Raw genomic sequence first — 6,146 nt, 5'->3', positions numbered from 1 at the left:
TGTTCAACCGACTACACGCCGACGAGAAATCACGCCACCACACCAGCGAACCCCTCGCCGCTTGACATAGGAGAAATAAATCGCAGAGAAAGCGCCGGTGAAGCCCGGCAAAACGTCGATCTCGAACGACCAGCGATACTGGATACGATGACCGACCGCGACGACCACCGATACCGGCAGGGCCCGCCCCCGCCGGGGTACGGCGGCCCGCCCACCGAACGGCTGCCCCGCATCGAAATGCCGCCGCCCGTGCCGCCGATGCCGCGGGCGCCGTATCCCGCGCAGCCTGCTCCCCCAGCGCTCCGGCCGGCCAAGCCCAAGCCGACCCGGGGCTGGCGCCGTGGCGTCCATGCCGCGACGTTCGGGCTGGTGAACCCCGGTCCGTCGCGGGAGGACAAGCGTCAGGCCGCGATGGAGGCCATGGTGGCCGCGCCGTTGCGCGGCCATTACAAGATCGGCGTGCTGGGCAAGGGCGGTGTCGGCAAGACGACGGTGTCAGCCAGCGTCGGGTGTGTGCTGGCCGAGTTGCGCCGTGGTGACCGGGTGGTGGCGGTGGACGCCGACACCGCGTTCGGGCGGCTCGGCAGCCGGATCGATCCGCGCGCCGACGGCTCGTACTGGGAGTTGGCCAAGAACAAGAACCTGCGCTCGTTCGCCGAGGTGCTCACCCGGATGGGCAGCAACTCGTCGGGATTGTTCGTGCTGGCCGGGGAGAACGGCAGTCGCCGCGGGATTCTCGACCCGGCGATTTATCGCGAGGCGACCATGCGGCTGGATCGGCACTTCACGATCTCCATCGTCGACTGCGGTTCGACGATGGACGCCCCGGTCACCCAGGAGGCGATGCGTGACATGGACGCGCTGATCGTCGTGTCGTCGCCATGGCCGGACGGGGCGTCCGCGGCTGCACAGACGATGGAATGGCTTGCCGCCCATGGCAAGACCGGCTTGATGCAGCGCACCGTGATCGTGCTCAACGATTCCGACGGGCACTCCGACAAGAAGACGCGCGGGGTGCTCGCCGACCAGTTCCGCTCCCGGCGGCAGGCGGTGGTGGAGGTGCCGTTCGATCCGGGTCTCCGCCCAGGAGGTGTCATCAACAGCACCGCTGAGATGTCGGTGCCGACCCGCCGTGCGTTCGTCGAAGTGGCGGCGGTCATTTCGCAGTTCTTCGCGACCATTCCGCCCCGTGGACCCCGTTAGTATCGGCGGCTACGAGATCCAATCGGTGCTGGGCACCGGCGGGATGGGTACGGTGTACCTGGCACGCGATGCGGATCGCTTTGTCGCCCTGAAGGTCTTACATTCCGCAGCTTCCGCGCCCGCTCTACTGGACCATCCCAACATCGTCCGCATTCTGGGTTCCGGAACACGCTGGCTGGCAATGCAATACGTTCCGGGCGGTGATGCCGACAGCGAACTGCGGGCTGGGCGGATGTCGCCGGCGCGCGCGGTCCACATCATCGCCGACATCGCCCGCGGGCTGGACTTCGCCCACGCCCATGGCGTGGTACACGGCGATGTGAAGCCGTCGAACTTCCTGCTGGCCGAGGACGACCGGGCGCTGCTGACGGACTTCGGCTCGCGCCCGTTCGCGGCGAACGGAATGGTGCTGGCATCGGCGGCGTACGCGTCGCCGGAAATGTTGCGCGGCAAGGAGGTCGACAGACGCACCGACGTGTACTCGTTGGGTTGCTCGCTGTTCCGGCTGCTGACCGGCAAGCCGCCGTTCTTCGACGCGAGCTCGAAGGACGAGGTGGTGCAGGCCCAGCTGCACCGGGAACCACCGCAGGTCACCCGGTTCGCACCGTGGCTTCCGCCTGCGATGGACAACGTGATCGCCACCGCCATGGCGAAGCACGCGAACGCGCGTTACTCGAGCGCGGGTGAGCTTGCGCGCTCCGCCGATGCCGCGCTAGGCGTCAAAGACTGATCGGCACATGCTTTTCCGCGCACGCGTCCGCGACTGCGGCCATCAGATCCTGAGTGCGCAGCGTCTCGAGGTCCTCGACCGTCACCGAGCCGCGACTGGTGCGGTTCTGCGCGGCGACCCGTGAGTCACGAAGTCGCTCGGCGCGCTCAACGACGTTGCGGGCGAAGCGGCCGTTCTGCATGACGTCGATACCGTGGGTGCCGTCGGGGGCGAGGTAGGCCCGCAGCTTGCGGCAGGCCGCGTTGAGCGCGTCCTGCGCGGCGGGTTCGATCACTGTGGCGCGTGGCCCGCCGTAGCGGACGGCGATCTGTACCAACTCGTCGGGGCTGTACGACTCGAACCGCAACTTACGGTTGAAGCGTCCCGCCAAACCCGGGTTCACGGTGAGGAATTCATCGACTTCCTTCTCATAGCCGGCGCCGATGAAACAGAAGTCGAACCGGTGCACCTCCAAGGCGACCAGCAACTGGTTCACCAGATTCAGCGGCACGGGTGGTGTCCCTCCGCCAGGTCTGCAGGGGTCACCGCAATCCACCTCCGTACCGTGCCTGATTGTCGGATTCGGCCTCCTCGCGCAGTGCGGCGAAGGCCAGGTTCAGCCGGTCACTGAGCTCACCGTGGGTGTAATCGGTCACGACAGCCGGGTGCAAAGTCAGTTCGACCAGTTTGCCGTCGGAGTTGGCCACCGCGTGTATATCCCCCAGATCGACGCTGTAGGTGATCGTCTCGGCCTGCGCGACGAGCGCCTCCCAGCGCTCGGCAGCCTCGCTCAGCTCCTTCAAGACCGCGTCGACGAGATCCCTGTCGCTAAGCTCGCGACCGCTGCCCGATCCCGCCACGTCACAAGTATGTCGACCGTCGCTACCTGCGTCAATTCACTTCTTCAGCATCGGCGCCCGCCACCGGCGCAAAACACTCCAGCAACCTCGCACCATAGGTTCGGTTATGGCGCGGTGCCCCAGTTGGTTGGCTGCGGCGCAGTGAGCGCCTCGAACCAGGCCATGTGATAGTTGGCCGACACCTCGTCGCCCAGAGCGATCGCTTCGGTTGCGGCCAACAACAGGCAGTTGCTCAACAGTGCGGCGTCGACATCGGGATACTGGGCCATCAGCTGATAGCGAGCGGTGTCGGAATGCACGCGCAGGACGTCGACCTCGGCGTCGAGTATGCCGGTGCGGGCCGCGCCGGCCTTCGCCAGCGTGTGCACCATCCGGGGCAACCCATCCCGCCAGTGAGTGGCCTCCACCAGCTTCCACCCCAGGTCGTCCACCCGGGGTAATTCGCGGGCCTCGAGCGAGGTCGGCGCATCGGGGCGCGCGGCACCGAATGGGTCACCGGGGTGATACACCGCGGATCGGACGACGTCGCCGAGCAGTTCACCGACCCGCCCGCCGCGCCTGGCCGGCGGCAACAGACCGAGACCTGCGGGCACTGCGATGCCGGGCGGGATCCAGCCGTGCGCGAGATCGGTGACCAGCACGGTGGTCCCGTCCGCGCGCTCCCCGACCGCCCACCGCAACCCCGGCTCCTGGCGGGCGACGAACTCGAGCACGGTCTCCAGCTGGCGATCGCCCGGCTCCGGCTCCGGCTCCGGCGCCGGTGCGGGTGCGGGAGGAGGTTCGGGTGCGGGATTGATTTCGACGGGTTCGACCAGCGGGGCCGGGATCACACCTACCTCGTGCACCTGCTCCGGTGTGATCTTCGGCATCGCCGGATCGGTATCGAAATCATCTTCTGCGGAACGTAATTGGCGGATCGTCGACTCGACGCGCTGCACCGCATAGGCTCTGGCGGTCTCGATGATCCGGACTTCCTCGGTCCGCCGCGCGAAGTCCGGGACGTCGGCGTGACTCAGGGCGCGCAACCGCTCGTTGGCCGAGTCCGCGATGCGCTGCAGGTCGTTCTTCAGGTGTGCGGCGACTGCCGCGGTCGCCGGCGTCACCGTCTCCAGTTCCGCGGGCCACAACCCCCCGATCACCCACGGCGTGGCGTCTGGCGGCGTATCAAAGGCCGGTGCGGAGAGCGCTTGACGCGTCGCCCTCTTCAGGCGCTGGCGCGCCGTGTTCCGACCGAAGATCGCCACTTTAGGGAGCCTACCGTCGATCGCTGCGCTGTCAGTTCGGCCGTGGACCGTTTACCAGGCCGTTCAGGTCAACGGCTGATTCCGTCGGACCCCCTTGTAGATGCCGCGGCGCACGATCCACGGCATCAGCACCCGGTCGATCGACCAGGCCGGGAATCGGTAGGCGGTGCCGTTCGGCGCGAACACTTCCAGCCCGTCGGCCTGGATCCCCACGATCGAACCCCACCGGCGCCGCGGTGCGCGGTACTTCTTCAACGGACGGTCGGTCAGCGTCGCGCGAATGTTGTGCGCCAGCAGCGAGTCGGCCCGCGCCCGCGCCGAGGCCCGCAGCGGGTCGGTGGCGGCCACGTCCCCGATCGCGAAGACGTGGTGGTGACCGCACAGCTGCAACTCCGGGGTGACCTTGACGAAGCCCTGCTCGTCGAGCAGCTCCGGCGGCAGCCAGCCGGTGTTGGGCTTGACCCGTCCGATCGCCCACAGCACCGCGTCGGCCTTGGACTCCGGCTGCCCGGTGCTCCACCGAACCGCGCCGTCGGTGATCTCGTCGCCGTCGAACCCGTCGGGCAGCACCGCGCGGTGTCCGGGATGCACGCCGACACCCAAGCCGATCAGCTTGTCGTGCAACCGTTCCCACGCCCGGTGGTGATGCTCGGTGAGGGCGCGCTCACCCGGGAAGTACAGATCCACCGTTTTGCCCGGCCATGCGGTTGCGATGTTGGCGGCCGCACTGACCGCCGCGGCACCGCCACCGATGATCATCACCGACTCGGCGCCGGCCAGCCGTTCGTGCGTTGCGGTCAGATCCGCGGCGATCTCCTCGGGGGTCTGCAGCGTCGGTTGGCGCCAGAAGCCGTTGCGCACTCCGGTCGAAATCACCAGCACGTCATAGGTTTCGGTGACCGAGGAGCCGTCAGGGGCGGTCCCCAGCACGGTGCGGTTCTCCAGATCCAGACCGGTGAGCGTGGCCTGCACGGTGCGCACCCGGTCCAGACCGCGGTACTTGTCGAACGGGATCCAGTTGTCGCGAGCCCAGTCCTTCGGCCGGGCCAGCCGCAGCCCGAGCTCTTGACCGCTGACCAGAGCCGGCTTGACCGAGATGCCGACGACGTCGGCGTGGCGGGCCAGCTTGATCGCGGTGAGCAGCCCACTGTCACCCAAGCCGGCGATCACGACGCGGGGCTTGCGGCTCATACATCTCCTCCTACGCTGGCCTTTCGGGGCGGGCGGGGAATCAGCATGGGTACTCGGTCGATGACGTTCTGGTACTGGGGGCGGCGAGCCAGGCTGCGCTTCTCCATCATCGGGATGCTGGCGCCGAGGAACATCGCGACCATGGCCACCACCCCGACGAACAGCCACCAGGCGTCGGTGGGTGCGGCGGCGACGCCGAACAACGCCATGGCGAACCAGAAGCCGATCTCGCCGAGGTAGTTCGGGTGCCGCGACCAGGCCCACAACCCGCGGTCCATCACCGCGCCCGGGTTCTTGTCGCGGACGAAGCGGTGCATCTGGGTGTCGGCCACCAGCTCGAGCGTCACCGCACCGATGCCCACCACGAATGCGACCCAACTCAGCCAGACCATGCCGTCACCGGGTCGGGTCACCGCGACGTAGACCGGCAGCATGCCCAGGAAGACCTGAACGGTCGGGATGAGGTGGATACCGAACAGGTCGGCCAGGAATTCCCACCGGCCCGCGCCGGCGCGCAGTTGAGGGTATCGCCAGTCCTCGTGGTGCAGGCCGGGAAAGCTGTACACCCAGTTGCCGGTCAGGCGGATCGCCCAGTACATGACGACGATCGCGACCAGCCAGCACCGCACCGAATCCAGGCCTAGCGGCCCGGCGGCCCACCAATAGATCAGCAGCAGCGGCGGGATCACGCTCCAGAAGGCGTCGTAGAAGCTGGAGTTTCGATACGCCCGGCTGAAGACGAACACCACCAGGGTGGCAATGATGTCGGCGATGAACGCATCTAGCCACAACCGTCCGGTCGCTGACGGGCCATACAACAGCCAGCCCGCGCCGGCCGCGACCGCGACGACGTAGGCCGCAGTGACCAGCCACAGCGATTTTGCTTTGCTTCGGTCCACCATTTCCAGCCTCCTACCGCGGCCGAACTGTAACACGTTC

At 67.5% G+C, this 6,146-nt stretch carries 6 protein-coding genes and 1 pseudogene; 2 read left to right on the top strand and 5 right to left on the bottom strand.

The genetic code is table 11. From position 1 onward, the window contains the following. Nucleotides 1-147: 147 nt before the first annotated feature. Both BST42_RS28000 and BST42_RS27995 read left to right on the top strand, forming a co-directional pair. Entirely contained in the window at nucleotides 148-1,203 is a 1,056-nt protein-coding gene (locus BST42_RS28000) for a MinD/ParA family ATP-binding protein (RefSeq protein WP_083122973.1), read from the top strand. After that, nucleotides 1,190-1,933 (top strand): serine/threonine-protein kinase, encoded by a 744-nt coding sequence (locus tag BST42_RS27995; RefSeq protein WP_083122972.1) that lies wholly within the window; start codon nucleotides 1,190-1,192, stop codon nucleotides 1,931-1,933. The genes BST42_RS28000 and BST42_RS27995 overlap by 14 nt, the downstream gene beginning before the upstream one ends. Here the strand turns inward: BST42_RS27995 and BST42_RS27990 are convergent. From BST42_RS27990 to BST42_RS27970, 5 genes and pseudogenes are all read right to left on the bottom strand, one after another. Further along, a pseudogene (locus BST42_RS27990) lies at nucleotides 1,923-2,435 on the bottom strand (type VII secretion AAA-ATPase EccA); the annotation flags it as partial. The gene BST42_RS27995 and the pseudogene BST42_RS27990 sit on opposite strands and share 11 nt — an antisense overlap. A 19-nt stretch (nucleotides 2,436-2,454) precedes the next feature. Beyond that, nucleotides 2,455-2,772 (bottom strand): DUF2710 family protein, encoded by a 318-nt coding sequence (locus BST42_RS27985; RefSeq protein WP_083122970.1) that lies wholly within the window; start codon nucleotides 2,770-2,772, stop codon nucleotides 2,455-2,457. Nucleotides 2,773-2,876: 104 nt separating this feature from the next. Next, nucleotides 2,877-4,016, bottom strand: coding sequence for a DUF5631 domain-containing protein (locus tag BST42_RS27980; RefSeq protein WP_083122969.1), 1,140 nt, complete (start codon nucleotides 4,014-4,016; stop codon nucleotides 2,877-2,879). Between the two features lie 63 nt (nucleotides 4,017-4,079). Further along, nucleotides 4,080-5,207, bottom strand: coding sequence for an FAD-dependent oxidoreductase (locus BST42_RS27975; protein WP_083122968.1), 1,128 nt, complete (start codon nucleotides 5,205-5,207; stop codon nucleotides 4,080-4,082). Next, nucleotides 5,204-6,109, bottom strand: coding sequence for a DUF1295 domain-containing protein (locus BST42_RS27970; protein WP_083122967.1), 906 nt, complete (start codon nucleotides 6,107-6,109; stop codon nucleotides 5,204-5,206). Before BST42_RS27970 ends, BST42_RS27975 begins: the two co-directional genes overlap by 4 nt. Nucleotides 6,110-6,146: the final 37 nt, after the last annotated feature.

Origin of the sequence: Mycolicibacterium rhodesiae, assembly GCF_002086695.1 — a bacterium.
GTDB classification, from domain to species: domain Bacteria; phylum Actinomycetota; class Actinomycetes; order Mycobacteriales; family Mycobacteriaceae; genus Mycobacterium; species Mycobacterium rhodesiae.
This window is presented reverse-complemented; position numbering and strand designations above follow the sequence as displayed.